Origin of the sequence: Kitasatospora sp. RG8 (assembly GCF_017813315.1) — a bacterium.
Lineage (GTDB): Bacteria > Actinomycetota > Actinomycetes > Streptomycetales > Streptomycetaceae > Kitasatospora.
Genome location: NZ_JAGIYX010000001.1, coordinates 87,917 through 114,432, shown reverse-complemented (window position 1 = coordinate 114,432; position 26,516 = coordinate 87,917). Strand labels below are relative to the sequence as shown.

The following is a 26,516-nucleotide window of genomic DNA, read 5'->3' as shown; positions in this document are numbered from 1 at the left end:
GGCGGTCCGCGAGGGCCGCCCGGCAGCATCGTACGGGGTGCGGCTGACCTGGGGGAGTGCCCCGGTGGGGCGGCGGGGAGTGTGACCCGGCGTACGGAGGCAAGCGATCGGATCATCTGTATGCTCGCGGCCATGCCACCGACACCCGACGCCACCACGCCGGGCGCCGCGGTGCCCGACCGGGGGCGCGCGGACGCCTGCCCGGGGGCCCTTCGTCTGCACACCGCCGACGACGGCGCCCTGGCCCGGGTCCGCCTGCCCGGTGGTCTGCTGACGGACCGTCAGGCACTGGCGCTGGCCGAGGCCGCCGAGGCGCTGGGCGACGGCGCGCTGGAGACCACCTCGCGCGGCAACGTCCAACTGCGCGGCCTGGCTTCGGGCTGCGGGCAGGAGCTGGCCGAGCGGCTGCGCGCCGCCGCACTGCTGCCCTCCGAGACGCACGAGCGGGTCCGCAACATCGTGGCCTCGCCGGGCCCGTCGGCCGGCCCCGCCGACGGCCGGCCCGACGTCCGGGCCTGGGCGCGCGAGCTGGACGCCGCGCTCTGCGCGAGCGGCTGGGCCACCGGACTCTCCGGCAAGTTCCTCTTCGCGCTGGACGACGGGCGGGGCGACGTCGCCGCGCTCGACGCCGATGTGACATTGATCGCAGGCTCGGGCGCCGGCCCCGGGACGGCCCCGGCCGACGGCGTGGACAGGGGCGCGGACGGCACTCCGCGCGCCGGTGCGGAGGGCGCGGGCCCCGGCTCAGGAGGTGCGGACGGCACGGTGCTGCTGCGCCTCGGCCGGGCCGCCACCGCGCGCGTCGTCCCGGCCGCCGGTGCGGTGGACGCCGCACTGGACGCGGCCCGGGAGTTCCTGGACGCGCTGCGTGCGAGCGGCCGGAAGGCCTGGCACCTGCGCGACGTGCCGGACCTGCTGGACCCCGGCACCGCCCCGCTGCCCGACCTGCCGGGTACGCCCCCGCCGCTCGGTGCGCTGCCCGGCGGGCTCTCCGTCGGCCTGCGCTTCGGCCGGGCCACCGCCGCCCAGTGGCGCGTGCTGGCCGGGGCGTCGGCCGGGGAGCTGCGGCTGACCCCCTGGCGCGGCGTCGTCCTGCCCGGGGCGGCCGCCGACCGGCTGCCCGCGCTGGCGGCGGCCGGCTTCCGCACGGCGCCCGGCACCGCCTGGGACGGCGCGAGCGCCTGCACCGGACTGCCGGGGTGTGCCAAGTCCCTGGCCGACGTCCGTACGGACGCGGCCCGGGCGTTGGACCTCGCGCCGGTGCCGGGCGGCGGGCTGCGGGTGCACTGGTCCGGTTGCGAGCGGCGCTGCGGCCATCCGGCCGGGGCGTGGGTGGACGTGCTCGCCACCGGGCAGGGCTACCGGGTGACGGTGGACGCCGCCACCGTGGACGTGACGAACGAGGAGATGGCCGAGGCGGTCGCCGAGGCCCGGAGGACCACGAAGTGATCGAGTACGAGAAGGACGGCGCGTCCATCTACCGCCAGTCCTTTGCCACCATCCGGGCCGAGGCCGACCTCGCCGCCCTGCCCGCCGACGTGGCCCAGGTCGCGGTGCGGATGATCCACGCCTGCGGCATGACCGACCTGGTCGAGGACCTGGTGTACTCGCCGGGCGCGGTCGCCTCCGCCCGCGCGGCCCTGAACGCGGGGGCGCCGATCCTCTGCGACGTGAACATGGTCGCCAGCGGCGTCACCCGCAAGCGGCTGCCCGCCGACAACGAGGTGATCTGCACCCTCACCGACCCGTCGGTGCCCGAACTGGCCCGGAAGATGGGCAACACCCGCAGCGCCGCCGCCATGGAGCTCTGGCTGCCCCGGCTGGAGGGCGCGGTGGTCGCCGTCGGCAACGCGCCGACCTCGCTGTTCCGGCTGCTGGAGATGATCGAGGCGGGCGCACCGCGCCCGGCCGCGGTGATCGGCGTCCCGGTCGGCTTCATCGGTGCCGCCGAGTCCAAGGAGGCCCTGGCCGTGCACCCGTCCGGCCTGGAGCACCTGGTGGTGCGCGGCCGGCGCGGCGGCAGCGCGATCGCCGCGGCCGCCGTCAACGCGATTGCGAGTGAGGAAGAGTGACGGACACTCAGCAGACCGGCCGGCTCTACGGGGTCGGCCTGGGCCCCGGCGACCCGTCCCTGGTCACCGTCCGCGCCGCCGAACTCATCGGCAAGGCCGACGTGGTGGCCTATCACAGCGCCCGGCACGGCCGCTCGATCGCGCGGTCCATCGCCGAGCGGTACCTGACGGGTGGTCAGATCGAGGAGAAGCTGGTCTACCCGATCACGGTCGAGACCACCGACCACCCCGGCGGCTACCGCGGCGCGCTCGACGACTTCTACCAGGAGGCCGCCGCCCGGCTGGCCGCCCACCTGGACGCCGGCCGTGACGTCGTCGTCCTCGCCGAGGGGGACCCGTTCTTCTACGGCTCCTACCAGCACATGCACAAGCGCCTGGCGCACCGCTACCCGACCGAGGTGGTCCCCGGCGTGACGTCGGTCAGCGCGGCCGCCGCCCGGCTGGGGCAGCCGCTCACCGAGGCGGAGGAGACGCTCACCGTCATCCCCGGCACGCTGCCGGAGGAGGAGCTCACCGCGCGGATCGCCTCGGCCGACTCCGCCGTGATCATGAAGCTGGGCCGCACCTTCCCGGCCGTGCGCCGCGCGCTGGAGCGGGCCGGCCGGCTGGACGACGCCCAGTACGTCGAGCGCGCCTTCATGGACGGCGAGCGCACCGCGCCGCTGGCCTCGATAGACGCGGAGACCGTCCCCTACTTCTCCGTCGCGGTGCTGCCGAGCAAGGTCGCGCCGCTGGAGCCGGCCGTGCCGGCGACCGACGGCGCGGGCAGTGTCACCGTGATCGGCACCGGCCCGGCCGGGCCGCTCTGGCTCACCCCCGAGGCGCGCGGCGCGCTCGCCGCCGCCACCGACCTGGTCGGCTACACCACCTACCTGGACCGGGTGCCCGTCCGCCCCGGCCAGCAGCGGCACGGCTCCGACAACAAGGTGGAGTCCGAGCGCGCGGAGTTCGCCCTCGACCTGGCCCGCCGCGGCCACCGGGTCGCGGTCGTCTCCTCCGGTGACCCGGGCGTCTTCGCGATGGCCACCGCCGTGCTGGAGGTGGCCTGCGAGGAGGCGTACCGCGACGTTCCGGTCCGGATCGTCCCCGGTATGACCGCCGCGCACGCCGCCGCCTCCCGCGCCGGCGCCCCGCTCGGCCACGACTACGCCGTGGTCTCGCTCTCCGACCGGCTCAAGCCCTGGGACGTGGTCGCCAAGCGCCTGCGCCTCGCCGCCGAGGCCGACCTCGTGCTCGCCCTCTACAACCCGGGCTCGCAGTCCCGCACCACCCAGGTCGGCCTGGCCCGCGACCTCCTGCTGGAGTACCGCGCGCCGCAGACCCCGGTGGTGATGGCCCGCGACGTCGGCGGCCCGACCGAACGCGTCCGGACCGTCCGCCTCGCCGACCTCGACCCGGCTCAGGTCGACATGCGCACGATCCTGCTCATCGGCTCCTCCCAGACGCAGGCCGTCGAGCGCGGCAACGCCACCGAGGTCGTCTGGACCCCCCGCCGCTACCCGGAGGCGTGAGCCCGCGCGGAGCGGGAGGCCGGTACGGCCGGCCTCCCGCTCCGGCAGGGCGGGTGGGCCGACGGTCGGCGGGCGGGGGAGGATGGGGGCGTCCAGGAGCGGGAGTGCGGAGCAGGGAGCGGTCGTGGGTGAGGTCGGAGGTCGGGCCGGGCAGCTGAAGAGCAGCGGCCTGCGGCACGGGTGGACGACCGGCGCCTGCGCTACGGCGGCGACCAAGGCGGCGTACCAGGCGCTGCTGACGGGGGCGTTCCCGGACCCGGTGGTGATCACGCTCCCGAAGGGACAGCGGCCCGGATTCGCCCTGGCCGCCGAGGATTTGGCGGACGGGCCGGGTGCGGCGGCTGCGGCGGCGAACGCGCCGGCCGGGCCGGGCGTGCAGGCCGGGCCGGATGCGCACGCCGGGCCGGCCGTGCGGCGGGCGATGGCCGCGGTGGTCAAGGACGCCGGGGACGACCCGGACGTCACGCACGGCGCGCTGATCCGTTCGACGGTGTGGGCGGGGGAGCCCGGCAGCGGTGTGGTGTTCCGGGCCGGGCCGGGGGTCGGCACGGTCACCAAGGCGGGGCTGCCGCTCGGCGTCGGCGAGCCGGCCATCAACCCGGTGCCCCGGCAGATGATCCGCGACGCGGTCGCCGAGGTGGCGGCCGAGTTCGGCGGCGACGGGGACGTCGTGGTGGAGATCTCCGTCGACCACGGGGAGGAGATCGCCCGTTCCACCTGGAACCCGCGGCTCGGCATCCTCGGGGGCCTCTCCATCCTCGGCACGACCGGCATCGTCGTCCCCTACTCCTGTTCCGCCTGGATCGACTCCATCCGGCGCGGGGTGGACGTCGCCCGGGCCGCCGGGCGGACCCACGTCGCCGGCTGCACCGGCTCGACCTCGGAGAAGGTCGCCGTCGCCGTGCACGGCCTGCCCGAGGACGCACTGCTCGACATGGGCGACTTCGCCGGGGCCGTGCTCAAGTACCTCAAGCGCCACCCGGTGCCGCGCCTGACCATCGCGGGCGGCTTCGCCAAGCTCTCCAAGCTCGCCGCCGGCCACCTCGACCTGCACTCGGCGCGCTCCCAGGTGGACAAGGGGTACCTGGCGGGGCTGGCCCGCACGGGCGGCGCGGGCCCGGAGCTGGCCGACGCGGTGGCGGCGGCCAACACGGCGCTGGAGGCGATCCAGCTCTGCCGTGCGGCCGGGGTCCCGCTGGGTGACCTGGTGGCCGAGGCGGCCCGCGCCACCGCGCTCGGGGTGCTGGTCGGCTCACCGGTCGCGGTGGACGTCATCTGCATCGACCGGGCCGGCACCATCGTCGGCCGTGCAGAGCCGGCCGGGCCGGAACAGGCCTGAACCGTTGCTGTGATGTGAAGATCTGACGCCCATACGAGGTGAGAATCGGACAAAAGTGGTGCAAGGTGCGGGCCCGGTTCTGGTGCTATCTCAACCATGAGATATGGTCTGCCGGGTGACAGGCGACTACCTCACCCGTATCGGCACCCTCATCCGTACCGCGCGTCAGCACCGTGGTTGGTCCCAGGCTCAGCTCGGCGAGGCCCTCGGCACCAGCCAGAGCGCGGTCAACCGCATCGAACAGGGCAAGCAGAACGTCAGCCTTGAGATGATCGCCCGCATCGGCGAGGCACTCGACAGCGAGATCGTCTCCCTCGGCTACGCCGGCCCGATGCACCTGCGGGTCGCCGGCGGCACCCGCCTCTCCGGCGCCATCGACGTCCGCAGCAGCAAGAACGCCTGCGTGGCGATCCTCTGCGCCTCGCTGCTGACCACCGGCCGCACCACGATCCGCCAGGTCGCCCGGATCGAAGAGGTCTACCGCATCCTCGAGGTGCTCACCAGCATCGGCGTCAAGAGCCGCTGGACCAACGACGGCCGGGACCTCGAACTCACCCCGCCCGCCGAACTCGACCTGGCCGCCATGGACGTCGAGGCCGCCCGCCGCACCCGCAGCGTGCTGATGTTCCTCGGCCCGCTGATGCACCGCGCCGACCGCTTCGCCATCCCGTACGCCGGCGGCTGCGACCTCGGCACCCGCACCGTCCAGCCGCACCTCACCGCGCTGCGCCGCTTCGGCCTGGAGGTCGCCACCACCGCCGGCGCCTACCACGCCTCCGTGCAGCCCGGCGCGCCGATGGACCGGCCCATCGTGCTGACCGAGCGCGGCGACACCGTCACCGAGAACGCCCTGCTCGCCGCCGCCCGGCACGACGGCGTCAGCGTCATCCGCAACGCCTCCCCCAACTACATGGTCCAGGACCTCTGCTTCTTCCTGGAGCGGCTGGGCGTGAAGATCGAGGGCATCGGCACCACCACCCTCACCGTGCACGGCGTTCCCGAGATCACCTGCGACGTCGACTACACCCCCGCCGAGGACCCGGTCGAGGCGATGAGCCTGCTCGCCGCCGCCGTCGTCACCTCCTCCGAGCTGACGATCCGCCGGGTGCCGATCGAGTTCCTGGAGATCGAGCTCGCGGTGCTGGAGGGGATGGGCCTCGACTACGACCGCACCCCCGAGTACCGGGCCCACAACGGCTTCACCCGACTGGTCGACCTCACCGTCCGGCCCTCCAAGCTGACCGCGCCGATCGACACCATCCACCCGATGCCGTTCCCCGGCATCAACATCGACAACGTGCCGTTCTTCGCCGCGATCGCCGCGGCCGCCCACGGCACCACGATGATCCACGACTGGGTCTACGACAACCGCGCCATCTACCTCACCGAACTCACCCGGCTCGGCGCGGACATCAAGCTCCTCGACCCGCACCGCGTCCTCGTCCAGGGCCCGACCCGCTGGCGCGCCGCCGAGATGGTGTGCCCGCCGGCCCTGCGCCCGGCGGTCGTCATCCTGCTGGCGATGCTCGCCGCCAAGGGCACCTCGGTGCTGCGCAACGTCTACGTCATCAACCGCGGCTACGAGGACCTCGCCGAGCGCCTCAACTCGATCGGCGCCCAGATCGAGACCTTCCGCGACATCTGACGGATCGTCACCCTGCTGGCCGGCCTCACCCGTCGAGGCCGGCCAGCAGTCGTGCGGTGTCCAGCCCGGAGGTCAGGTACTCCACGAACAGCGGGTTGTCGAGTGCGAACGGCGAGCGCCGCTCGCGGACCAACCCGACGGCGGCGCCGGCTTCGTGGCCGAGCTCGACCAGGGCCTGGGCGACCACCAGCCCGGAGCGGTTGTAGCCGGAGTGGCAGCGGACGAGGGTGGCACGCCCCTGGCGGACGGCCTCGGCGGTGCACGTCGCCGCCTCCTGGACGGCGCGCAGCTGAGCGGCGGAGAGCGGCCCGTCCGGCACCTCGCGCACCAGGTGCTCCACCCCCGGTGCGGGCCCGTGCCCGGGCCGGGTGAACAGGCTGACCACGAGGTCGAACTCCCGCTCCACGACGACCGGTTCGAGCGCGCGGCCGGGCGGGGTGGTGAAATGACCGCCCATCCAGAGGCCGGGAACGATCTCGTTCCACGGCCCGGTCGGCCCGGGGACGTCGCGTTCCTTGTGGCGGGTCGGCATCGGGGCTCCGTCGTCCTTTCCGGGCCCGGCTACTCCCCGGTCTCGCCGTCGAGGTGCTCGCGCAGCAGGTCGGCGTGGCCGTTGTGGCGGGCGTACTCCTCGATCATGTGGGTGAGGATCCAGCGGAGCGAGAACGCCTCCTCGCCGTGGTGTCCGGTGACGTCCAACGACTCGGCGGCGGCCACGAGTTCCCGCGCGTGGTCGCACTCGCCGCGCCAGACGGCGAAGGCCTCGTCCGGGTCTGCGGTCTCCACGTCGAACTCCGCGAAGCTGCCGTCCGGGTGCTTCCAGAAGCCGGGGCGCCCCTCGTCGTTGAAGACGTTGCGGAACCAGCCGCGCTCGACCTCGGTGAGGTGGCGGACCAGCCCGAGCAGCGAGAGCCCGGAGGGCTGGAGGACGCGGCTGCGGAGCTGCTCGGTGCTTAGGCCGGCGCACTTCATCGCGAGCGTGTCGCGCTGGAAGTCCAGGAAGCTGACCAGGGTGGCGCGTTCGTCGGCGGTCTGCAGGGTCGGGGTGCGCTGGTTGCTGTCCATCGCCCCATGATGGCAGCGCCGGGCGGCGCGGCACGCGGAATTACCGAAGGGCGGTGCCGTACCCGGCCAGCCAGTCCAGCGCCGCCTCCACCGACCCGGCCGCCGGCACCCCGGCCGGCAGCGGCGGGCGCTCCACGACCACGACCGGCAGGCCGAGTTCGCGGGCGGCGGTGAGCTTGGGGGCGGTGGCGGCGCCGCCGCTGTCCTTGGTGACCACCACGTCGATCCGGTGCTCGCGCAGCAGTGCCCGCTCGCCGTCCAGGGTGAACGGGCCGCGGTCGAGCAGGACGTCGAGGGCCGCGGGCACCGGGGGCTCGGGCGGGTCGACCGAGCGGGCCAGGAAGTGCAGGCCGTCGAGGTGGGCGAAGGAGCCGATGCCCTGCCGGCCGGTGGTGAGGAAGACCCGGCGGCCCAGGACGGGCAGCACGGCGGCCGCCTCGTCCAGCGAGGCGACCGGGTGCCAGCGGTCCCCGTCGACCGGTGTCCAGCCGGGGCGGCGCAGCGCCAGCAGCGGAACGCCGGTCGCGGCGGCGGCCAGGGCGGCGTTGTGCGACATCACGGCCGCGAACGGGTGGGTGGCGTCCACGAAGGCGTCCACCGCGTGGTCGCGCAGCCAGGCGGCGAGCCCGTCGGGCCCGCCGAAGCCGCCGATGCGGACCTCGCCCGCCGGCAGCCGCGGCTCGGCGACCCGCCCGGCGAGCGAGCTGGTGACCCGCAGGCCCGGGCGGCCGGCCAGCGCGGCCGCCAGGGCCCGCGCCTCCGTCGTCCCGCCGAGGACCAGGACGTGCGCCATCAGGCCCCGCACGGCTCGTGCGGGCGCTCGCGGTCCGCCGAGTAGAGGTGGCTGTCGCGGAACTGCTCGGCGGCCAGTGTCCGGCCCACGATGATCACCGCGGTGCGGACCACGCCCGAGGCCTTGAGCTGCCCGGCGATGGTGCCGACGGTGCCGCGCAGCACCAGCTCGTCCGGGCGGCTGGCCATCGCCACCACCGCGGCCGGGCAGTCGGCGCCGTAGTGCGGGAGCAGCTGCTCGACGACGTCGTCCACGTACCCGGCGGCCAGGTGCAGCACCAGCAGCGCGCCGCTGCGGCCGAGGGTGGCGAGGTCCTCGCCCTCGGGCATCGGGGTGGCGCGCTTGGCGATCCGGGTGAGGATGACGGTCTGGCCGACGGTCGGCACGGTCAGCTCCCGCTTGAGCGCGGCCGCGGCGGCGGCGAAGGCGGGGACGCCCGGGACGACCTCGTACGGGACGCCGGCCGCGTCGAGGCGGCGCATCTGCTCGGCGACGGCGCTGAACACGGACGGGTCGCCGGAGTGCAGCCGGGCCACGTCCTGGCCGGCCTCGTGCGCGGCGACCAGCTCGGCGACGATCTGGTCCAGGGTGAGCTGGGCGGTGTCGACCAGCCGGGCGCCGGGCGGGCACTCGTCCAGCAGCTCGCGCGGCACCAGGCTGCCGGCGTAGAGGCAGACCTCGGCGCGGGCCAGGATGCGCGCGCCGCGCAGGGTGATCAGGTCGGCGGCGCCCGGGCCGGCTCCGATGAAGTGGACGGTCACGAGGGTTCCTGTTCGACGAGGGCGGCGGTGGCGGGCCTGGCGGCGGCGGAGGTGGGCCTGGCGGCTTCGGCAGGGGGTTTGACGGCGGACCACTGGGTGACCGGCATCGCCTGGCGCCAGCCGGTGAAGCCGCCGACCGGGACGGCGTGGGCGACGGCCAGGCGCAGCAGTTCGCCGCCGTGCCGCCGGTACCACTCGGTGAGCAGGGCCTCGGACTCCAGGGTCACGGTGTTGGCGACCAGCCGGCCGCCCGGCGGCAGCGCCGCCCAGCAGGCGTCCAGCAGGCCGGGCGCGGTGAGGCCGCCGCCGATGAACACCGCGTCGGGGACCGGGAGTCCGCCCAGCGCGGCGGGCGCCGCTCCGGTGACCACGTCCAGCCGGGGCACGCCGAGCGCGGCGGCGTTGCGGGAGATGCGGGCGGCCCGGACGGGGTCGCGCTCGACGGTGACGGCCCGGTTCTCGCGGTGCGCGCGCAGCCACTCGATCGCGATCGAGCCGGAGCCGCCGCCGATGTCCCAGAGCAGTTCGCCGGGCGCGGGGGCGAGGGTGGCGAGGGTGGCGGCGCGGACGTGTCGCTTGGTCAGCTGGCCGTCGCTCTCGTACGCGTCGTCCGGCAGGCCGGGGACGAGTGAGGTCCGCGGGCCGGGACCGAGCTCGACCGCGATGACGTTGAGCGGGTCGCCGGCCGGGTGCGGCCAGCCGTCTGCCGGGCCCTCCAGGTGCCGTTCGCCGGGGCCGCCGAGCTGTTCCAGTACCCGGAGCCGGGCGGCGCCGAAGCCGCGGGCGGTGAGCAGCGCGGCGACGGCGGCGGGGGTCGCGGCGCCGGCGCTGAGGACGAGCAGCCGGCGGCCGGGGTGCAGGGCGAGCGCCAGGGTGTCGAGGGGGCGGCCGACCAGGCTCACCACCTCGGTGGTCTCCAGGGGCCAGCCGAGCCGGGCGCAGGCGTAGGAGACGGAGGACGGGTGCGGCAGCACGCGCAGACGCTCGGCGCCGGCGGATCCGGCGGATCCGGCAAGGCCGTCGGCGAGGTCTTCGGCGGGCGTACCGGTGAGGGCCTGGGCCGGGGTCCCGGCGGGCGTACCGGTGAGGGCCTCGGCGAGGGTGCGGCCGATGCCGTAGAACATCGGGTCGCCGCTGGCCAGCACCGCGACCCGGCGGCCGGCGTGCTCGGCGAGCAGCCCGGGGACGGCCGGGCGCAGCGGGGACGGCCACGGCACGCGTGCGGCGGCGACCTCGTCGGCGGGGAGCAGGGCGAGCTGGCGCGGTCCGCCGATCACCACCTCGGCCTCGCGCAGGGCCGCCCGCGAGGTGCCGGCCAGGCCGGGCCAGCCGTCGGCCCCGATCCCGACGACGGTGATCGGAGGTGGCAGCTCGGACACCGGGAGGCTCCTCGTTGGTCGGCAAGGCGTGGTTCGGTGCCCGCGCGGCGGTGGGCGACCGCCAGTCCGCCGGTGGTGCGGGCAGCCGCAGCCTACCTGGCGGTACGCGGCGGGCTCCTGGCCAGGGTGCACGCCCGGTATAGCGGCGCAGTGTCGACATATCGCCGTTCGCCGGCGGGCCGGTGCTCCTGCGCTCTGGCCTCCTCGCGCTTCTCCGTGCCGGTGCCCCGCCGCCCCGCCGTGCTCAGGGCCCGTCGGGCCCTCGCCGCCGGTGCATCCAGTCCCCGGACGGGATGAGTGCCGGGTGGGTGCGCAGGCGGGCGGCGACGGCGGGGCCGGCCAGGTAGACCCAGGCCTCGTGCGTCCGGCCGCCCGCCGTCCGGACGGTCAGCCGTTGTCGCACGTACTCGCCGGTGCCGTCCGCCCGGCAGTCCTCCAGCAGGTCGAGCGCGGCGAGTGCGGGGCCGTACGCGCCGGGACGCACGGTGATCAGCTCGCCGACGACCTGGCGGCCGGGCGTCGCGTCCGGCACGGCGAACGGGAAGCCGGGGCCGTCGTGCAGGGCGGCGCCGGGGAGCACCGCGGGCCGGACGTCGGCGCAGCGCCCGGCGAGGTGGAAGGCGTGGTTGTGACCGCCGGTGCGGAGCGTGCCGTAGACGAAGAACGGCAGCGCGCCGGCGTCGTCGTCGTCGGTGGGGCCGGCGGCGTCGGCGGGGTCGGCGGGGTCGGCGGGGTCGGCCGGTTCGGCGGGCACTGGGCACCTCCTGGAATCCGACATCCGTCGGCGGTCGTCGCTTGTTGTCGGTGATCGGTCGTCGGTGACCGGTCGTCCCCGGCCGTGCTGGCACCGGCCGAGGGGCGCCCACCGTAGCGCCTGCGGCGATCGCCTGGTGATACCCACTGGCGCGCGGACCCGCTGATGCGCTGTCATGGCGGGTGAACCGCCAGCACCGTCCAAGGGGGACACCCATGACAGCGCCCGTCTCGCGGAAGGCCGCCCAGCCCTCCTCCACCCTGTCCGCCGCGACGCCCGCCGATGCGGTGCCCCCGGCGGCGCGGCTGGGCGGGGCGGTCTGGGTGGCGCTGGGCGTGGTGTACGTGGTGTGGGGCTCGACCTACCTCGCGATCCGGATCGCGCTGGAGACGATGCCCTCGTTCCTCTCCGCCGGGGCGCGCTTCATCTTCGCCGGACTGCTGCTGGCCGGCTTCGTGCTGTTCCGCCAGGGGCGGGCCGGGCTCCGGGTGGACGCCCGGCAGCTGGGCTCCTCCGCACTGGTCGGCGTGCTGCTGCTGACCGGCGGCAACGGACTGGTGGTGCTGGGCGAGAACTCCATCCCGTCCGGCCTGGCCGCGCTGCTGGTGGCGGTCGTCCCGCTCTGGATGGTGCTGCTCACCGCGGCGGGCGGCGACCGCCCGAAGCCGGTCGAGCTGTCGGGCGTGCTGCTCGGACTGGCGGGCCTGGCGGTGCTGTCCGCGCCCGCGATCAGCGGGGACATCCCGCCGGCCGGGGTGATCGCGGTCATCGGCGGGACGCTGACCTGGGCGGCGGGCTCGTTCGCCGCCAAGCGGATCCCGATGCCGGGCAACGTCTTCGCCGGGAGTGCCTACCAGATGCTCGTGGGCGGCCTGGGCAACGTGCTGATCGGACTGGCGCGCGGCGAGCAGCACGGGCTGGACGTGGACGCCTTCTCCGGGCGGTCCTGGCTGGCACTCGGGTACCTGGTGGTGGTCGGCTCGCTGGTCGGCTTCACCGCGTACGCCTGGCTGCTGCAGTCCGCCCCGCTGACCCTGGTCGCCACCTACGCCTACGTGAACCCGGTGGTCGCGGTCCTGCTGGGCTGGCTGGTCCTGGCCGAGCCGCTGACCGGCCCCACCCTGCTGGGTGGGGCGATCGTGGTCGCGGGCGTCTGTCTGGTGGTGAGCGTCAGCCGGCGGCCGGCCCGGTCCGCTTCGCGTAAGTGAGGACGACGGTGCCGTTCTCGAACGGGCGGCAGTCGGCCAGGGTGAAGCCGTGCGGCGCGAAGTCGGCGCGGAAGAGCGGGACACCCTGGCCGGCCACGACCGGGTACTGCTTGACGATCAGCTCGTCGACCTCCGGCAGCAGCTGACCGGCCAGCTCGGCGCCGCCGCAGAGCCAGATGCCGAGCCCGTCCTCCTGCTTGAGCTTGCGCACCAGGGTGAGCGGGTCCTCGCCGGTGACCTCGACCGCCGGGTCGGGGCTGGTCAGCGTGCGGGAGAAGACGATCTGCCGCAGGTGGGCGTACGGGTTGGTGAGGCCGAGGGGCAGCCCGACGGCGTAGGTGCCGCGGCCCATCAGGACGGTGTCGAAGCGGGAGACGGGCACGTCCGCGACACCGAAGGCCGCGCGGCCCGGCGTGGGCAGGGTGTCGGCGTACTCGGTGGTGAGGTGCTCCAGGAACTCGCCCTCGACGTACGGCATGAGGAAGTCGAAGCCGCCGTCGGGTGCGGCGATGAAGCCGTCGATGGAGGCGCCGATGAAGTAGGTGAGCTTGCGCATTCACGTCCTTGGGGTTGGTCGGTCGAAGGCTCTGCGCCTTGAACAACTACAGTTATAGTACTCCGGGTGTAGTGGTTGCAAGAGTTTTCCTGAAAGAGGATCAGAGTCATGGCCCAGAACCCCGCCCGCCGCACCGCCCTCACCGACGCCGCCATCGACGTCCTGGCCCGTGAGGGCGCCCGCGGCCTCACCTTCCGCGCGGTCGACGCCCAGGCGGGTGTACCGGCCGGAACCGCGTCCAACTACTTCGCCAACCGCGACGACCTGCTCAACCGGGTCGCCCGCCACATCCACCACCGCCTGACCCCCGACCCGGCCGTCCTCGCCGAGCTGCTCCGCGCCCCGCGCGACCGCGCCCTGGTCACCGCGCTGATGCACGACCTGCTGTGGCGGATCACCGCCGAACGGGCCGGCTACCTGGCCATGCTCGAACTGCGGCTGGAGGCCACCCGCCGGCCCGGCGTGCGCGACCAGCTCACCGGCACGATCCGCGAGCAGTTGGAGGCCAACATCGCCTACCACCTGGACGAGGGCTTCCCCGGCGACCGCGAGACGGTGGTCCTCCTCTACCTCGCGATGACCGGGCTGCTCATCGAACACCTCACGCTGCCCGGGGTGTTGGGCGAGGACGGGCTCGCGGCCCTGGTCGACACCGTGGTCGAGCGGATCGTCCCCCTGGACTGACCGCTCACCCTCCCGCGGCCCCCGGCCCGGCACCGGGTGCGGTCCCCGGCCCGGCACCGGGTGCGGTCCCCGGCCCGGCACCGGGCTCGGCCTCCGGCCCGGCGCCGGTCCGGGCCCGCAGTACCGGCCGCACCGCGTCGAGCACGGCCGTGAGGTCGCCGTCCTCGCGGACCAGCACGCCCATCGACCGCAGTCGCGCCAGGCTCTCGGCGTACGCGGGGTGGGCGGCCTGCGCCGCGCTGAGCACCGGCCGGACGGCCGTCGGCACGCCGAGCCCGTACGCCTCGCAGAGGATGCCGAGGGCGAGCGTGTCGGAGATCCCGGCGGCCCACTTGTTGACGGTGTTGAAGGTGGCGGGTGCCACGACGATGGCGTCCGGCGGCGGCAGCGGCTTCGGCTCGCCCGGCTTCCGCCACGCCGAGCGGATCGGATAACCGGTCCGGGCGACGACGGCGGCCTCGTCGATGAAGCCGAGCGCGTGCGGGGTCGCGACGACGCCGACCTCCCAACCCTCGGCCTGGGCGGCCGAGATCAGCCGGCCGGTCTCGGGGGCGAGACCGGAGGCGCAGACGACGACGTAGAGGAAGGGCACGGGCGGGCTCCCAACGGTGTGACGGTTGCACCCATCATCGTCATCCGCCCGGCGCCGCCGGCTGCCGGGGACGTCGGTGGGCGGGCCCGCGAGTCCGCCGGTCCGTCTGCCCGCCCGTCCCCCTGTCCGTCGGTCCACCCGTCGGTCCGCCGGCCCGTCCGCCCGTCCGTCCGCTCGTCCGTCAGTCGAACCGGATGTGCCGGACACCGGTCCAGGCCCGCCGCAGCCGGCCGCGCAGCTCGCCGTCCGTGTTCGGTGCGAGCGTCAGCCCCGCGGAGGCCGCGATCCGGTCGGCGACCCGGGCGACGGTGAGGTGGTCGGTGTACAGGTGCTCGCCGAACTCCGCTCCGCGCAGCCGCTCCAGGCAGTGGTCGAGCTTCGAGACGGCGAAGCTCTCGCGGCGCAGCGGCGCGTCCTTGCCGGCGACCAGCCTCACGGCGTGCCCGAGGCCGCGCTCCCGGAGCCGCCGCAACACCTCCTCGCGCTCCGCCAGCAGCGCGAAGTGCCGTACGTCATGGCCGCGTTCGCGCAAGCGCCCGACCGTCTCGGCGAAGTGGACCGGTTCGACCACGGTCATCGGCACGAGCACCGTGCCCCGGTGGGCGGTGAGGGTGCGGTCGAGCACCTCGAACACGCCCTGCCGCCAGGCCGGGAGGTCCTGGAAGTCGCCGCGCAACGGCCTCGGCGTCATCCGGTGCAGGCCGAACCCGACCTGTTCCGGGTCGCAGATCACGCTCCCGGGCAGCCTGCGCCGCAACTCGTGGGCTGTCTGCGTCTTCCCGCCGCCGAAGGGCCCGTTGATCCAGATCAGCATGCCGGACACCCTACGCGGTGGACACCCCGTCGGGCGGGCACCCCGTACGGCGGGCACCCCCGTCCGCGCCGAACCGGCGCCGGCTGCGGCGGGAGCGACCGGTCGCCGGGGGGAGGGGCCGCCAGGGGGGAGGGCCGGCCGCAGCAGCTCCGGCGGCGCCCCGAGCGCGACGTCGCCTCCCGCGCCGGCCCGTCACCCCGGCCGGGCCGCGCGCGGCCTCGCAGGTGCGTCGGTCAGGCGGGGTCGAGCACGCCTTCCCACAGCTTGCGCTCGGCGCCACGGGGGTCGTTGACGACCTCGTTCCGGGGCGCGTTGTCCCGGTGGAAGGTCATCACCGGGCGGTCGCCGGTGTCGTACGCGGCCCAGCCGGCGAGCCGGCCCGTCCTGGCGAACTCGACCCAGCGGGAGTGGAGTTCGGCGGCGAGCTCCTGCGGCGGGTTGGGGCCGGTGAACTTCCGGCTCTCGGGGTTGGCGAGGGTGTCCCAGACGAAGGGGATCTCCAGGCTGTGGCACGCGCCGAGGCTGACCCGGAGGGTGTTCGGCTCCGTCGGGGAGCGCCAGCCGAACTCGAAGACGTACGTGGGCGCCGCGCCGCCCCCGCTCTCGCGGGCCTCGGCGATCCGGTAGGTCGGGATGCGGACCAGCCGGTCGGTCAGGACGGCGCAGGCGATCCCGGAGGGTGCGCGGCGCGGGTAGACGTCCGTGCCGCCCTTCGCGTACTGGTCGTAGAAGCCGGCCGGGACGCCGTAGACCTCGGCGCGGGCGCGGAAGGCCTCGGCATCCGGCCAGTAGACCATCGGGGTCGGGATCACGAAGAGCCGGAACTCCTCGGTGGTGGTGCCGATCAGCAGCGGGATGTTCCCTCCGGCGCCGCGGGCGATGGCCTCGAACGGCGTGGCGGACAGCAGCCCGCCGTCGATCACCGGCATGAAGGCCATGCCGCAGGCGGCGATGGTGCTCTCGCCGTACTTGGCCGCGTCGGCGCCGGCGGCGACGTCGTCGCCGACCTGGCTCTGGGCCTCGATGAGGTCGCCGGGCGCCACGGTGGACAGGCCCGCGAAGTCGGGGGTGACACCGAGCCGGTCGGCAACGGCCCTGACGACCAGCGAGGCGTCGCCAACGGTCTGGCCGAGGTGGGCGGTGCCGCTCTGGACGATCGCCTTGTGGAAGAGGTCCACACCGGCCGACATCAGGGCGAGCACGCTCATCGCTCCGGCGGACTCGCCGAACAGCGTGACGTTGTCCGGATCGCCGCCGAAGTTCGCGATGTTGTCGCGTACCCACTCCAGCGCGAACACCTGGTCGAGCAACCCGCGGTTGGCCGGGGCCGGCGCGCCCTCGATGTAGGCGAAGCCCTCCACCCCGAGGCGGTAGTTGAGCGTGACACAGACGACGCCGTCGCGGGCGAAGGTCGCGCCGTCGTAGGCGGTCACCGCGGACGAGCCGGTCGTGAAGCCGCCCCCGTGGATCCAGACCATGACGGGCAGCGGATCCCGCCCCTCGCCCTCGGGGGTCCAGACGTTGACGCTCAGCCAGTCGTCGCCCTCGATCACCGGATCGGGCATCAGCTCGCCCAGCTGCCCCTTGATCGGGGGCTTGGGCGGCGTCGGCCCGTACGCGGTGGCCTCCAGCACCTGGTCCCAGGGCTCGGGCGGGGCCGGCGGCCCGAACCGGTTGGCCTCGCTGCCGGGGGCGGCGGCGTAGGGGATGCCGAGGAAGCGGGTGACCCCGTTCTCGGTGGTCCCGGACACCGGTCCGTAGCCGGTTTCGACCAGGGGTGGCATGGGGGCTCCTCAAGGGGGCCGGTCGGTACGGTCGGCGCAGCGCCGGACCGGCCCTCCCGGCGGTGTGCCCGGCCGCCACGTGCAACCGGAGCGTACCCGGACTACCCGGGCCGGACGGGGCCAATCCCGGGCGATCGCAACTGGCGGATGTTGTGCAGTTGCGGAGCGTCACCTTCCGTTCGCTGCAATCCCGTGTCGCCTCCTGTCCGTCCTGCCCCTCCCGCCCCGCACGTCCTGCGCGTTCCTCTCACCGCCTCACGAGGCGCCGGCGGTCCGGACCCCGGAGCCGCCTGCACCGGAGCCGCCCGCGCCACGGGAGCGGATGCGCACCCGGATCGCCGACGGCCTGCGGTTCGTCCTCCGGAGCCGGCTGCTGCGCCCGATCGCCCTCGCCACCGCGATCGGCAACCTGGCCGGCCTGGGCGGCGCGCTGAGCGCCCTGCTGCCCGCCTTCGCCCTGCGTGACCTGGGGCTCTCCCCGGGCCGGCTCGGCCTCGCGCTGACCGTCGGCAACGTCTGCGCCCTGATCGGCGCCCTGCTCACCGGCCGCCTGATCCGGCTGCTCGGCCTGGGGCGGCTGCTGGTCGCGGCCAAGTGCCTACCGGGGCTGGGCGTGCTGTTGCTGGCCACGGCGACCCCGGATCGAGCCGTCCCCGCCCTGGCCGGGGCCGCCGGGATCACCGCCTGCGGCATCACGGTCTACAACATCGCCCAGGTCAGTCTCCGCCAGGCCGTCACCCCGACGGCCATGCAGGCCCGGATGAACGCCTCGGTCCGCTTCGTCATCTGGGGCACGCTCCCGCTCGGCGCGGCGGCCGGGGGGCTCCTCGGCTCGGCGATCGGTCTGCGCCCGGCGCTCTGGCTGGTGGCGGCGGTCAGCCTGGTCTCCTGCGTGCCGCTGCTGCTGGCCCGCGACGTCCGGACCCTGCGCGACTTCCCGGCCGCCGCGGCCGGCTAGGAAGGGGCGGGCTCCGCACGCCCGGCGGCTAGGCGAACGAGGCCCGGCCCGTCCACCAGTTGCCGGGGGCCTCCGGGTCGCGGCTGGTCCAGTACTCGATGATCGCGTTGGTGAACTCGGCGGCCGACAGCCTGCCGTCGCGGTCCAGGTCGAGCCGGCGGAAGGCCTCGTCGGCGTCGTCGCGGGAGAGGCCGGCGAAGTGGCCGCGCTGGAAGACGAAGAACTCGCCCGCGTCCACCGTGCCGCTCCTGCTGGTGTCGGCCACGGCCAGGAAGGCCTCGGCCAGCGCCCCGAGGCTGGCCCGGGCGGCCTCCGGGTCGTCGGCGAGCGACGCGGTGGAGGCGGTGAACTGCTCGCGGGTGATCGCCTCCGTGCCGATCGGCAGGCGGGCCAGGTGCAGGTCGTGCCAGATCGTGAGGTAGGCGCGGACGATCCAGGCCTCGGCCTCCGAGCCCTCGGCGTGCCCGAGCGAGCGGGCCACCGAGTGCCCCATCAGTACGTGGTCCCGCTCGGTCAGCAGTCCGTCGCCGTCGGCGTCGAGGTGGTCGAACCCGTGGTTGATCTTTGCCATCAGCAGTTCGTCGGACAACGTGCCCCCATAGTCGGTGATCTCCCTCGTCATCGGCACGGTAGCGCGTCCACCGGCCGTGGCGTGGCGGAACACCGGTTTGCCGCGCCCGGCCGAACCGGATGCGGGCTCAGCGGGGCGGGCGGGGTGACCTGCTACGTCTCCTCCGGCCGGTGGACCGCCCACACGTAGGCCTCGGGGAGCAGGTCGAGGACGGGAGGCTGCGAACGGCGCCCCCGGTCTCCCCGGCGCCCCCGGTCTCCCCGGCGTCGTCGGCGCCCCCGGTCCCGCGACCGCCGTCCCCGCCGCTGCTCCCGCCGCTGCCGACGATGACCCGGATCCCCGGGAAGTAGTCGGGCAGCACCTGGCGGCAGCGACCACAGGGCGGGACGACCCCGCGGCCCCGGTCGGCCACGGCGACGACGGCGGTGAGGTCGTAGGCGCCCTGCCCGGCGGCGGCACCGATGGGCACGAGTTCGGCACAGGGCCCGCCGGTGAAGTGGTACGCGTTGAGCGCGGTGACGATCCGCCCGTCGGCGTTGCGGGCCGCGGCCGCGACCGTGTGGTTGCCGCCGCGGGCGAAACGGCGGGCGATGTCGGTGGCGGCCTCGACGAGGGCCTGGTCCCCGGCGGGGTCCTGGGCGGGCTCCTGGGCGACGGTCGGCATATTCGGTGGGGCTTTCTCGTCGGTGGTGAAAGGCTTCGGGCATGGAACCCCAGTCGCTGACCGTGCCAACGCTGCCCGCCGGTGCCGGCCTTGAGCTCAGGGCCTGGCGGATCGCCGACACCGGGGTGCTCCGCGAGGCCGCCGCCGACCCGTACATCCCGCTGGTCACGACCGTTCCGGCGGAGTACGACGACGCGGCAGGCCGGGCTTTCGTCGAGCGGCAGTGGGCGAAGGCCGGACGCGGCAGCGGCTACCCGTTCGTGATCGTGGACGCGGCGGAGCAGCGGCCGGTCGGCTTCGTCGGTCTCTGGCCGAAGGAGGACGGCAGGGCCTCGCTCGGCTACTGGACGGTCGGGTCGGCGCGTGGCCGCGGTGTGGCCGGCAACGGGCTGCGGGCGGTGTCCCGTTGGGCGTTCGAGGAACTGCGGCTGGCCCGGCTGGAGCTGTACATCGAGCCGTGGAACACCGGTTCGGTCCGTACCGCCGAGCGGGCGGGTTTCCGCCGTGAGGGCCGGCTGCGTCAGTGGCGGACGGTCGGCGGCGAGCGGCGCGACATGGACGTGTACGCGCTGCTCGCCACCGACCCGGTGGACGGGGAGTCGGCGGAGGGCCGCGGGGTGGTCCAGGCCCTTGCGGGTCCACGCCGCCACCTCGCGACGCCCGTTCCCCCCGGCGCCACAGGATGATTCCGGCCCGCCACTCATGTGGCGGGCCGGGACCGGGCGTCCTCGTCGGCGCTCCGGGTCAGCCCGCGTTCCGGGTCAGCCCGCGTTCCGGATCGCCGCGTCGGCGAGTCGCTCGGCCAACTCGCTGAAGGCCGCCCCGAGTTCCTTGTCGGCGATGCTTCCGGCGTAGGCCTCGAACCCGAGGGCGGCCTGGGCCTGGACGGCGGGCGTGGCGTAGTCGGGGTCGATCGGGTAGGGCTCACCGGGGGGCCAGGGGAGCGGCCAGTGCTTGGGCCAGGGGATCTTGGCCTGGTGTCCCGTCCCGCACCAGTCGTCGCCGACCTCGCCGAGGATGGCGCGCACGTCGCCGCCGGAGAGGCGGGCGGTGATGGCCGTGTTGGCCACCGCGTTGACGGTGCCGGAGACGGCGAGCCGCAGTTCGGGCGCCCCGGGCGGGAGCGGTTGCGGGTTGAGCGGGGCGGCCTGGCCGCTGGCGGCCAGGTGGACGTGGCGGGTGGGGCCGAGGACGGGCAGGTGCGGGCGGATGCCGTCCAGGGCCTCGGGGTGGAGGCGGCCCAACAGCTGGATCAGGGTGGCGGCTTGGCGGACGAGGGTCATCGGGAACCCCTTCTCTGGGACGGAGGCGCTCACTGCCGGTAGCCGATCGTATGCGCAGTGGTCCGGGGGGAGGCGGCGACACACCCTCAGTGCGCAGCGGCCAGCAGCTCCCGGGTGTAGTCGGTGTGCGGGGCGGCGAAAAGCCGGTCGCGGTCGGTGGACTCCACCAGCCGCCCGCGGTGCATCACGGCGACCCGGTCGCAGAAGTGCCGGACGACCGCGAGGTCGTGCGAGACGAAGAGGAAGGCGACGCCGAGCCGTTCGCGCAGTTCCATCAGCAGGTTGAGCACCTGGGCCTGCACCGAGACGTCCAGTGCGGAGACCGGCTCGTCCGCGATGATCAGCCGGGGTGACGGGGCGAGCGCGCGGGCGATGCCGATCCGCTGGCGCTGGCCGCCGGAGAACTCGTGCGGGTAGCGGTCGAGGTGGTCGGCGGACAGGCCGACCTGCTCCAGCAGCTCGGCGGACCGCTCGCGTCGCCCTTCGGCGGAGAGTGCGGTCTGCAGGCGCAGCGGCGTGCCGAGCGTCTGGGCGACGGTGCGGCGGGGGTTGAGCGAGGCGTACGGGTCCTGGAAGACGAGCTGGACCTCGCGGCTGAGCCGCCGCCGCAGGGCCCGGTCGGGGGCGGTGACGTCGACGCCGTCGTACCGGATCCGGCCGGCGGTGGCGGGCTGGAGGCCGGCCAGCACGCGGGAGGTGGTGGACTTGCCGGAGCCGGACTCCCCGACCAGGCCCAGGGTCTCGCCGGGGGCGATGCGCAGGGTGACGCCCTCCACCGCCCGGACGGGTTCGCCGGGCCGCCCGGGGAACCGTCGCCGGCCGGGGAAACGGACGGAGAGGTCCTCGGCCTCGATCAGCCACCGGTCCGCCGGCGGAGCCGTCCGGTCCCGGAAGGCGAAGGAGGGTGACGGGTCGTCAACCGTCGGCAGTGGCGTTCCCGGGACGCTCTCCCGGGTGAGGGCGGCGCCCACCAGGGCCCGGGTGTAAGGGTGTTGTGGCGAGGCCAGCAGCAAGGCCGTGGGCGCGGACTCCACCCGCCTCCCGTCGCGCAGCACCAGCGTCCGGTCGGTCCTTCCGGCGACCACGCCCAGGTCGTGGCTGACCAGCAGGACCGCCGTGCCGTGTTCGCGCTGCAACTCGCCCAGCAGGTCGAGCACCTGCCGCTGGACGCGGGCGTCGAGGGCGGTGGTGGGCTCGTCGGCGATGAGGACGTCGGGTTCGTTCATCAGGGCCATCGCGATCATCACCCGCTGGCGCATGCCCCCGGAGAACCGGTGCGGGTAGTCGCGGACCCGGCCGGCCGGGATGCCGACCCGGTCCAGCATCGCGGCGGCCCGCTGCCGGGCCTCGCCGCGGCCGGCGCCGGGGTGGTGCAGCCGGTACATCTCGGCCAGCTGCGCGCCCACGCCGTGGAACGGGCTGAGCGAGGTGAGTGCGTCCTGGAAGACCAGGGCGACCCGGCCGCCGCGCACCTCGCGCAGTACGGACTCGTCCGTGCCGACGAGCTCCTGCCCGCCCGGCCCCGGCCCCGCCTCCGATGCCCCCGGCCCTGATGCCCCCAGCCCTGACGTCCTCAGCCGGATCGAGCCGGTGACGGTGGTGGTGCGCGGGTCGTGCAGGCCGAGGACCGCGAGTCCGGTCGCGGACTTGCCGGAGCCGGACTCGCCCACCAGGCCGAGGACCTCGCCGCGGGCCAGGTCGAAGGAGAGGCCGCGGACGGCGTGCACGGGTGCGCCGCCGCGCGGGTCGGCGAAGGTGACGGACAGGTCGCGGACGCTGAGCACGGGTGTCATGGTGAGCTCCAGTCGGGGCCGGTGCGGGCCGGCAGGACGGCAGGACGGCAGGGCGGCAGGGCGGCAGGGCGGCAGGGCGGCCGCCAGGGGGCCGTGGGAGGGCTGCGGGGCCGGGGCCGGGGCCGGGCCGCGGGGACGGGGCCGAGGTCGGGGCGGGTCAGCCGAGGCGGATGCGCGGGTCGAGCCAGGCCACCACCAGGTCGGCCAGTGCCACGAAGAGCACCACGAAGCAGGCGGCCAGCAGTACCGCGCCGACCACCGCCGGCAGGTCCTGCCCCTCGACCGCGTCGGCGGCGAACCGCCCGACGCCGTTCAGCCCGAACACGGTCTCGGTGACCACCGCGCCGCCGAGCAGCGCGCCGGCCTCCAGACCGAGCAGCTGTACCAGCGGTCCGGCGGCGCCGCGCGAGGTGTACTTGAGGTGGGCGCGCAGCCGGCCGAGGCCCTTGCCGCGTGCGGTCCGGACGTACTCCTCGTTCATCGTCTCCAGCAGCTGGGACCGCGAAAGGCGCGCGAACACCGCCGAGTTGACGAATCCGAGGACGAGCCAGGGCAGCAGCATCCCGCCGGCCCAGGCGGCCGGGTCCTTGGCCGGCGGGGTGTAGGAGGGCAGCGGCAGCAGTCCTGTGGTGTAGACCAGCGCCCACTGGGCGACGTAGCCGAGGAAGTAGATCTGCACGCTGGCGCCGACCAGGGTGAAGCCGGAGAGCAGCCGGTCCGTCCGGGACCCGTGGCGCAGCGCCGAGACGAAGCCGGTGCCGAGGCCGAGCAGCACCAGCACGGCGAGTGCGCCGGCGGTCAGCGAGAAGGTGACCGGCAGGTGGTCGACCAGCGCCTCGGTGACGGGCTGGTGAAGCCGGTAGGAGTAGCCGAGGCAGGGCGCATCGCAGTGGATCACCGAGCCGTCCACGTCGTTGACGTCGCGCCCGGCGACCACTCCGGCGAGGTAGTCGGTGTACTGGGTGAGCAGCGGCTGGTCCAGGCCCATGCTCTGGCGGACCGACGCGACCTGGCCGGAGTCGCAGCGCGGGCCGCAGGCGGCGCGGGCCGGGTCGGCGGGGGCGGCGTAGAAGAGGGCGAAGGCGGCGGCGGAGACCGCGACCAGGACGACGAGGGCCTGGAGGGTCCGCCGCAGGGCGAAGGAGAGCATGGCCGGTCCGAATCGGGGTGCGTCGGGGTGGCGGCCCCGCCTGCGGGCAACAGGAGGGGCCGCCAAGGGACTTCGGGGCATCGGGGCCTCGGGTTCGGGGCCCCGGGGGTTGGACCTCGTGGACCGGGACCTCGGGGTCGGGAAGCCGGGGTCGGGACCTCGGGGTCAGGACTTCAGGTACAGCCAGGAGAGGCTCACCGACCCGTAGATCGGGTGGACGAACGCGCCGCCGACGTTGGCGCCCCGCAACTGGTTCATGGTCGGGTAGGCGAAGGGCAGCACCGGCACGTCCTTCATGACGGTCTGCTCCAGCCCGTACAGCTCCTTGGCCTTGGCGCGCGGCTCGCCGATCCGGTTGATCCGGTCGATCTCCTTGTCCACCTCGCCGTTGCGGTAGCGGGCGGCGTTGAGGTCGCTGTTGGCACGGCCGTCGAAGGAGAACGGGACCAGCGTGGACGGGGTCGGCCAGTCGACCGAGGAGGTCTCCTCGAACAGGTCGTACGGGGAGTCGGCGCGGTGCGCCTCGTCCAGCAGCGCCTTGGGGTCGATCGGCTTGGGCACGATGGTGATGCCGGCCTTGGCGAAGCCCTCGACCAGCACCTGGGCCACGCGCTGCCCGACCGGCGTGTTGGCGTACGCGTAGGTGAGCGGGGCGGGCGGCTGCTTGGCCTTGGCGAGGGCCGCCCTGGCCGCCTCCGGGTCACCCTCCGGCTTCGCCGGGTACAGGTCGTACTTCTGCCAGTCGACCAGCGCGGGCGAGCTGAGCGTGGTCGCGAGCTCGCCGACCCGGCTGCCGCCCTGGACCTGGCGGGCCTGCTGGCGGGGGTAGGCGAGGTGGAGCGCCTTGCGGACCTCGACGTCCGGCACCCGCTCGTTGTTGATCACCAGCTGGGTGACGAAGGCGCCCTGCCGGCCGGAGACCACCAGCTCCTTGGCCTTCGGGTCGGTGTCCACGGTCTGGTAGAGCTCGGGGGAGAGCTGCGTCGACACCGTGGTGGCGTCGGCGCCGCCGTCGCGGCCGGAGAGGATCTCCTGGTTGATGTTGAGCGCCTCCTTGCCGAAGGTGAAGACGAACCTCTCCGGGTACTGGCTGCGGACCGGGTCGGTCTCCGCCTTCCAGTGCGGGTTGCGCTCCAGCACCAGCCGGGTGTTCTGGACGTGCTCGGCGATCCGGTACGGGCCGCTGGCGAACGGCAGCCGGTCGTACTCCGTCCCGGTGTCCTTGTCCCTGCGCACCGGCGAGGAGGAGGACTGCGCGGCCATGTACGGCACGTCGGCCTGCGGCTGCGGGAAGTGGAAGACGATGGTGCGCTCGTCCGGCGTCCCGATCGCGGCGAGGTCGCCGTCCTGCGGGCCGCCGTACTTCTTCCGGGCGTCGTCGTAGCCGGCCTCGCCGGTGAGCCACTGCGGCCAGTACGGCGGGCCGACCTCGTAGCCCTTGCCGAAGCTGCGCTCGATGCCGTACTTGACCTGCTGGGAGGTGATCGGCTGACCGTCCTCCCAGCTCACGCCCTCCTTGAGCCGGTACGTCCAGGTGCGGCCGCCGTCGCTGGAGGTGCCGGTGTCGGTGGCGAGGTCGCCGACCAGCCTGGCCTTGCCGTCCACCACCTGGTACTGGGTCAGCTGGCGGCCCCAGAGCAGCGAGGTGTTGTACGCGGCGCCCGCGTAGACCTTCTGCGGGTCGAGGTGGCGGAAGTCGGTGGTGTTGTAGACGTTCACCGTGCCGCCGGGGCGGGCACCGGGGACGGCGGGGGCCGGGCCGGCGCTCTCCTTCTCGGTGCCGAGCGCGGCGGTCAGCGGCGAGGCGTCCTTCGCGGCGGCGCCCGGGCCGGAGGTGGAGCCCGCGCCGGCCGAGCAGGAGGTCGCCAGCAGCGCGGTGGCGACGACGGCGAGGGACGGTTTGATCCAGCGCATGGCGAATCTCTCCTTGCCCCGGGGTGCGGGGCGGCTAGGTGAAGGGAACACGGGAAGGCCAGGTGAGGGGGAGGGAAGGGGAAGAGAGGGGGAGGACGGGACGGCGAAGGGGTCAGCGGGTGGCGCGCGGGTCCAGCGCGTCCCGGACGGCGTCGCCGAGCAGGTTGAAGGCGAGCACGAACAGCAGCAGTGCCACACCCGGGAAGAACATGTACGTCGGGTCGGCCCGGAAGACCTCGGAGCCGCGGGCGATCATCCGGCCCCAGTCCGGGACGGGCTCGTTGATGCCGACCCCGAGGAACGACAGCACCGCCTCGGTGGCGACGAACGTCGGCACCGCCATCGTGGCGTGCACCAGCAGCTGCGCCCGGACATTCGGCAGGAGTTCGCGGAAAACGATATGGAAACCGCTCGCGCCGAGGGCCCGCGCGGACTGCACGAAATCCCTTTCCCGAAGTGACCGGACGGAGGCGCGCAGGGAAAGCGCGAGCGGAATCCAGCCGAATGCGGAGAACACCAGGACCAGCACCAGGAACTGCATCCACTCGGGTTCCGCACGGCCCGGGTCGACCAGCCGGGACTGGATGACCGGGCTGAGCGCGAGCAGCAGGAGCAGCGTCGGAAAGGCCAGCAGGACGTTGGAGAGGAAGCCGAAGAGCCGGTCGGTGATCCCGCCGAGGTGGCCCACCGCGACGCCGGCCAGCACCCCGAGGGTGGTGGTGACGGTCGCGGCGGCGAAGGCGATCAGCAGCGAGGTGCGGATGCCGTAGAGCAGCTGGGTGAGGACGTCCCGGCCGAGCCCGGGCTCCAGGCCGAACCAGAAGTCGCCGGAGATCCCGCCGTTGGGGGCGATCGGCAGTCCGCCGTCGCTGAGCAGGCCGGGCGTGTTCTGGCCGTAGTGCTCGACCGGGTTCCTGCCGTACAGGGCGGCGATCAGTGGCGCGGCGAGCGCGAGCAGGAGGAAGAGCAGGACGACGGCGAGGGCGGCGGTCCCGACCCGGTCGCGGCGGATCCGGCGCAGGAGGCCCTGCGGGGCGGGTGCGGCCGGGCGCGTTGCCCCGGCCGGCTCGGCGGCTGTCTCGACCACTGCCATGAGAGGCGTACTCCCCGAATTCTCCGCCGCCCCGTGGGTGAGGGCGCGCTGGTGTGCATTTCCGGACCTCCCCTCCGGGGGTTTCCCGGTGGGCGGCCGAACGCCATCAGACCGGACATCGACGGACTTCCGC

At 74.6% G+C, this 26,516-nt stretch carries 25 protein-coding genes and 1 pseudogene; 9 read left to right on the top strand and 17 right to left on the bottom strand.

All coding sequences use genetic code 11. The annotated features are described in order from the left end of the window. Positions 1–120 precede the first annotated feature (120 nt). The 5 genes from J5Y04_RS00520 to J5Y04_RS00500 all read left to right on the top strand — a co-directional run bounded on the left by J5Y04_RS00520 (position 121) and on the right by J5Y04_RS00500 (position 6,567). Positions 121–1,449: a hypothetical protein gene (locus tag J5Y04_RS00520; RefSeq protein ID WP_209408669.1), complete on the top strand. Its 1,329-nt coding sequence runs from the start codon at positions 121–123 to the stop codon at positions 1,447–1,449. After that, a complete protein-coding gene (locus J5Y04_RS00515; protein ID WP_148641655.1) occupies positions 1,446–2,072 on the top strand; it encodes a precorrin-8X methylmutase in 627 nt (208 codons plus the stop codon). The genes J5Y04_RS00520 and J5Y04_RS00515 overlap by 4 nt, the downstream gene beginning before the upstream one ends. Continuing rightward, positions 2,069–3,583, top strand: coding sequence for a precorrin-2 C(20)-methyltransferase (locus J5Y04_RS00510; protein ID WP_209408666.1), 1,515 nt, complete (start codon positions 2,069–2,071; stop codon positions 3,581–3,583). Before J5Y04_RS00515 ends, J5Y04_RS00510 begins: the two co-directional genes overlap by 4 nt. Before the next feature lie 82 nt (positions 3,584–3,665). After that, a complete protein-coding gene (locus tag J5Y04_RS00505; protein ID WP_209408663.1) occupies positions 3,666–4,922 on the top strand; it encodes a cobalt-precorrin-5B (C(1))-methyltransferase in 1,257 nt (418 codons plus the stop codon). 115 nt (positions 4,923–5,037) lie between these two features. After that, positions 5,038–6,567, top strand: coding sequence for a UDP-N-acetylglucosamine 1-carboxyvinyltransferase (locus J5Y04_RS00500; RefSeq protein WP_209408660.1), 1,530 nt, complete (start codon positions 5,038–5,040; stop codon positions 6,565–6,567). 25 nt (positions 6,568–6,592) lie between these two features. Here the strand turns inward: J5Y04_RS00500 and J5Y04_RS00495 are convergent, their stop codons facing one another. The 6 genes from J5Y04_RS00495 to J5Y04_RS00470 form a co-directional block, all read right to left on the bottom strand. Then, positions 6,593–7,099: a protein phosphatase gene (locus tag J5Y04_RS00495; protein ID WP_209408657.1), complete on the bottom strand. Its 507-nt coding sequence runs from the start codon at positions 7,097–7,099 to the stop codon at positions 6,593–6,595. A gap of 29 nt (positions 7,100–7,128) precedes the next feature. Then, complete coding sequence (locus J5Y04_RS00490; RefSeq protein WP_209408654.1) at positions 7,129–7,632, bottom strand: DinB family protein; 504 nt, start codon at positions 7,630–7,632, stop codon at positions 7,129–7,131. Between the two features lie 40 nt (positions 7,633–7,672). Then, the gene (locus J5Y04_RS00485) at positions 7,673–8,425 is read right to left on the bottom strand and encodes a cobalt-precorrin-6A reductase (protein ID WP_209408651.1); all 753 of its coding nucleotides are present in this window, start codon (positions 8,423–8,425) and stop codon (positions 7,673–7,675) included. Continuing rightward, positions 8,425–9,186, bottom strand: a complete 762-nt coding sequence (cobM, locus tag J5Y04_RS00480; RefSeq protein ID WP_209408648.1) for a precorrin-4 C(11)-methyltransferase — start codon at positions 9,184–9,186, stop codon at positions 8,425–8,427. The genes J5Y04_RS00485 and cobM overlap by 1 nt, the downstream gene beginning before the upstream one ends. Next, positions 9,183–10,565: a precorrin-6Y C5,15-methyltransferase (decarboxylating) subunit CbiT gene (gene cbiT / locus J5Y04_RS00475; protein ID WP_209408645.1), complete on the bottom strand. Its 1,383-nt coding sequence runs from the start codon at positions 10,563–10,565 to the stop codon at positions 9,183–9,185. The genes cobM and cbiT overlap by 4 nt, the downstream gene beginning before the upstream one ends. Positions 10,566–10,809: 244 nt before the next feature. Further along, on the bottom strand, positions 10,810–11,319 hold the full coding sequence (locus tag J5Y04_RS00470; protein ID WP_307852854.1) for a gamma-glutamylcyclotransferase family protein: 510 nt from the start codon (positions 11,317–11,319) through the stop codon (positions 10,810–10,812). A gap of 215 nt (positions 11,320–11,534) precedes the next feature. On the opposite strand from J5Y04_RS00470, the gene J5Y04_RS00465 reads away from it, so the two are divergent. Beyond that, on the top strand, positions 11,535–12,527 hold the full coding sequence (locus tag J5Y04_RS00465) for an EamA family transporter (RefSeq protein WP_209408639.1): 993 nt from the start codon (positions 11,535–11,537) through the stop codon (positions 12,525–12,527). Here the strand turns inward: J5Y04_RS00465 and J5Y04_RS00460 are convergent. Next, on the bottom strand, positions 12,490–13,083 hold the full coding sequence (locus tag J5Y04_RS00460; RefSeq protein WP_209408637.1) for a dihydrofolate reductase family protein: 594 nt from the start codon (positions 13,081–13,083) through the stop codon (positions 12,490–12,492). The genes J5Y04_RS00465 and J5Y04_RS00460 overlap by 38 nt on opposite strands. A gap of 108 nt (positions 13,084–13,191) precedes the next feature. Here J5Y04_RS00460 and J5Y04_RS00455 point away from each other — a divergent pair, with 108 nt between their 5' ends. Continuing rightward, positions 13,192–13,767 (top strand): TetR/AcrR family transcriptional regulator, encoded by a 576-nt coding sequence (locus tag J5Y04_RS00455; protein ID WP_209408635.1) that lies wholly within the window; start codon positions 13,192–13,194, stop codon positions 13,765–13,767. 4 nt (positions 13,768–13,771) lie between these two features. Here the strand turns inward: J5Y04_RS00455 and J5Y04_RS00450 are convergent, their stop codons facing one another. The 3 genes from J5Y04_RS00450 to J5Y04_RS00440 form a co-directional block, all read right to left on the bottom strand. After that, positions 13,772–14,359: a flavoprotein gene (locus J5Y04_RS00450; protein ID WP_209408633.1), complete on the bottom strand. Its 588-nt coding sequence runs from the start codon at positions 14,357–14,359 to the stop codon at positions 13,772–13,774. 181 nt (positions 14,360–14,540) lie between these two features. Next, on the bottom strand, positions 14,541–15,173 hold the full coding sequence (locus J5Y04_RS00445; RefSeq protein ID WP_209408631.1) for an AAA family ATPase: 633 nt from the start codon (positions 15,171–15,173) through the stop codon (positions 14,541–14,543). A gap of 233 nt (positions 15,174–15,406) precedes the next feature. Then, on the bottom strand, positions 15,407–16,957 hold the full coding sequence (locus J5Y04_RS00440; protein ID WP_209408629.1) for a carboxylesterase/lipase family protein: 1,551 nt from the start codon (positions 16,955–16,957) through the stop codon (positions 15,407–15,409). On the opposite strand from J5Y04_RS00440, the gene J5Y04_RS00435 reads away from it, so the two are divergent. Next, a complete protein-coding gene (locus J5Y04_RS00435; RefSeq protein WP_305852800.1) occupies positions 16,956–17,915 on the top strand; it encodes an MFS transporter in 960 nt (319 codons plus the stop codon). The two genes, J5Y04_RS00440 and J5Y04_RS00435, sit on opposite strands and share 2 nt — an antisense overlap. A gap of 28 nt (positions 17,916–17,943) precedes the next feature. Here the strand turns inward: J5Y04_RS00435 and J5Y04_RS00430 are convergent, their stop codons facing one another. Both J5Y04_RS00430 and J5Y04_RS41220 read right to left on the bottom strand, forming a co-directional pair. Further along, positions 17,944–18,537, bottom strand: coding sequence for an EF-hand domain-containing protein (locus tag J5Y04_RS00430; protein WP_245203937.1), 594 nt, complete (start codon positions 18,535–18,537; stop codon positions 17,944–17,946). A 101-nt stretch (positions 18,538–18,638) separates the two neighbouring features. After that, a pseudogene (locus J5Y04_RS41220) lies at positions 18,639–19,150 on the bottom strand (cytidine deaminase). A 41-nt stretch (positions 19,151–19,191) separates the two neighbouring features. Here J5Y04_RS41220 and J5Y04_RS00420 point away from each other — a divergent pair. Further along, positions 19,192–19,836: a GNAT family N-acetyltransferase gene (locus J5Y04_RS00420; protein WP_209408613.1), complete on the top strand. Its 645-nt coding sequence runs from the start codon at positions 19,192–19,194 to the stop codon at positions 19,834–19,836. Positions 19,837–19,911: 75 nt separating this feature from the next. Here J5Y04_RS00420 and J5Y04_RS00415 read toward each other — a convergent pair whose 3' ends face one another. The 5 genes from J5Y04_RS00415 to J5Y04_RS00395 all read right to left on the bottom strand — a co-directional run bounded on the left by J5Y04_RS00415 (position 19,912) and on the right by J5Y04_RS00395 (position 26,383). After that, positions 19,912–20,433: a hypothetical protein gene (locus J5Y04_RS00415; RefSeq protein WP_209408610.1), complete on the bottom strand. Its 522-nt coding sequence runs from the start codon at positions 20,431–20,433 to the stop codon at positions 19,912–19,914. Between the two features lie 86 nt (positions 20,434–20,519). Continuing rightward, positions 20,520–22,226: an ABC transporter ATP-binding protein gene (locus tag J5Y04_RS00410; RefSeq protein WP_209408606.1), complete on the bottom strand. Its 1,707-nt coding sequence runs from the start codon at positions 22,224–22,226 to the stop codon at positions 20,520–20,522. A gap of 157 nt (positions 22,227–22,383) precedes the next feature. Next, positions 22,384–23,376, bottom strand: a complete 993-nt coding sequence (locus J5Y04_RS00405) for an ABC transporter permease (protein ID WP_209408603.1) — start codon at positions 23,374–23,376, stop codon at positions 22,384–22,386. A 165-nt stretch (positions 23,377–23,541) separates the two neighbouring features. Further along, positions 23,542–25,290, bottom strand: coding sequence for an ABC transporter substrate-binding protein (locus tag J5Y04_RS00400; protein WP_209408600.1), 1,749 nt, complete (start codon positions 25,288–25,290; stop codon positions 23,542–23,544). Between the two features lie 112 nt (positions 25,291–25,402). Further along, complete coding sequence (locus J5Y04_RS00395) at positions 25,403–26,383, bottom strand: ABC transporter permease (RefSeq protein WP_209408597.1); 981 nt, start codon at positions 26,381–26,383, stop codon at positions 25,403–25,405. Positions 26,384–26,516 lie beyond the last annotated feature (133 nt).

What these genes read in the sequence shown, in the direction of transcription:
- J5Y04_RS00440 (WP_209408629.1), bottom strand. Translation starts at nt 16,957, where the DNA reads ATGCCACCCCTGGTCGAAACCGGCTACGGACCGGTGTCCGGGACCACC.
- J5Y04_RS00395 (WP_209408597.1), bottom strand. Translation starts at nt 26,383, where the DNA reads ATGGCAGTGGTCGAGACAGCCGCCGAGCCGGCCGGGGCAACGCGCCCG.
- J5Y04_RS00495 (WP_209408657.1), bottom strand. Translation starts at nt 7,099, where the DNA reads ATGCCGACCCGCCACAAGGAACGCGACGTCCCCGGGCCGACCGGGCCG.
- J5Y04_RS00490 (WP_209408654.1), bottom strand. Translation starts at nt 7,632, where the DNA reads ATGGACAGCAACCAGCGCACCCCGACCCTGCAGACCGCCGACGAACGC.
- J5Y04_RS00485 (WP_209408651.1), bottom strand. Translation starts at nt 8,425, where the DNA reads ATGGCGCACGTCCTGGTCCTCGGCGGGACGACGGAGGCGCGGGCCCTG.
- J5Y04_RS00455 (WP_209408635.1), top strand. Translation starts at nt 13,192, where the DNA reads ATGGCCCAGAACCCCGCCCGCCGCACCGCCCTCACCGACGCCGCCATC.
- J5Y04_RS00465 (WP_209408639.1), top strand. Translation starts at nt 11,535, where the DNA reads ATGACAGCGCCCGTCTCGCGGAAGGCCGCCCAGCCCTCCTCCACCCTG.
- J5Y04_RS00420 (WP_209408613.1), top strand. Translation starts at nt 19,192, where the DNA reads ATGGAACCCCAGTCGCTGACCGTGCCAACGCTGCCCGCCGGTGCCGGC.
- J5Y04_RS00430 (WP_245203937.1), bottom strand. Translation starts at nt 18,537, where the DNA reads ATGACGAGGGAGATCACCGACTATGGGGGCACGTTGTCCGACGAACTG.
- J5Y04_RS00445 (WP_209408631.1), bottom strand. Translation starts at nt 15,173, where the DNA reads ATGCTGATCTGGATCAACGGGCCCTTCGGCGGCGGGAAGACGCAGACA.
- J5Y04_RS00405 (WP_209408603.1), bottom strand. Translation starts at nt 23,376, where the DNA reads ATGCTCTCCTTCGCCCTGCGGCGGACCCTCCAGGCCCTCGTCGTCCTG.
- J5Y04_RS00505 (WP_209408663.1), top strand. Translation starts at nt 3,666, where the DNA reads ATGGGGGCGTCCAGGAGCGGGAGTGCGGAGCAGGGAGCGGTCGTGGGT.
- J5Y04_RS00415 (WP_209408610.1), bottom strand. Translation starts at nt 20,433, where the DNA reads ATGACCCTCGTCCGCCAAGCCGCCACCCTGATCCAGCTGTTGGGCCGC.
- J5Y04_RS00435 (WP_305852800.1), top strand. Translation starts at nt 16,956, where the DNA reads ATGGGGGCTCCTCAAGGGGGCCGGTCGGTACGGTCGGCGCAGCGCCGG.
- J5Y04_RS00410 (WP_209408606.1), bottom strand. Translation starts at nt 22,226, where the DNA reads ATGACACCCGTGCTCAGCGTCCGCGACCTGTCCGTCACCTTCGCCGAC.
- J5Y04_RS00520 (WP_209408669.1), top strand. Translation starts at nt 121, where the DNA reads ATGCTCGCGGCCATGCCACCGACACCCGACGCCACCACGCCGGGCGCC.
- J5Y04_RS00400 (WP_209408600.1), bottom strand. Translation starts at nt 25,290, where the DNA reads ATGCGCTGGATCAAACCGTCCCTCGCCGTCGTCGCCACCGCGCTGCTG.
- J5Y04_RS00460 (WP_209408637.1), bottom strand. Translation starts at nt 13,083, where the DNA reads ATGCGCAAGCTCACCTACTTCATCGGCGCCTCCATCGACGGCTTCATC.